Raw genomic sequence first — 793 nt, forward strand, 5'->3', positions numbered from 1 at the left:
AAGCGGTGAATAACGCGGGAAGCAGCTTTCCTTCCTCCGCATCCAATGCCGTAACGCCAAGCGGGGCTATTCTCGGGTTGGTTACGCCGGTATTTACCGAGGTTGAGGATGCGAATTTCAAGCTAGGCGTACTCATTGAAGGCGAGGATTTCACCTTGCAGGAAGGCGGAACCGTAACGATTGCCGACCGGGGGCAGTCGCATACAACGGGAAATCCGCTTGGGAACATGTTTTTGAATTGGGATAAAACCGGTCATTTGCTGGGGTGGGAATTTAACGTTCCGGAATCCGGCGTCTATCGGATCGGGATGAAATATTCCTCTTCTACGCTCACTTCGGTCAGGGATCTTCAGGTAGATGGAGGGACGACGTATCGATTCCATTACCCAAGGACGCTCGGGGGGTGGAGCGACTATGACCAGGCATTGCTGCAGGACGCCGAGGGCAATGATCTGCTGTTCGAGCTTGCGGCAGGCACTCATACCATTCAAATGATGAATATAACGTCAGGCCTTAATCTGGATTACATCGTCCTGCACAAGATGGGCGATGATCCAACCGACCCGTTGACCAGCGGGACGGCAAGCCTGACGGGAACCCAAGCAACCGTACAAGCGGGCAGCGATCTGGCGTTGACCGTTGGCGTCTCGGAGCTCGAGGGCAGCTTTACGGGGCTTGATGTCATCGTCGATTATGATCCCGACGTGCTGTCGTTCGACACGATTACGGATGGCGCATCGACTTCGCTGGCGGAATCGGCCATCGAGCTGCTGGAGCCGAATTATGCGGTCGC

General features: G+C 55.2%; 1 protein-coding gene. It reads left to right on the forward strand.

The features are described from left to right. Nucleotides 1-793: cohesin domain-containing protein (locus tag B1748_RS36140; RefSeq protein ID WP_218781691.1), on the forward strand; the 793-nt coding region annotated here is incomplete at both ends.

Source organism: Paenibacillus sp. MY03 (genome assembly GCF_002165585.1).
Taxonomy (GTDB): Bacteria; Bacillota; Bacilli; order Paenibacillales; family Paenibacillaceae; genus Pristimantibacillus; species Pristimantibacillus agaridevorans.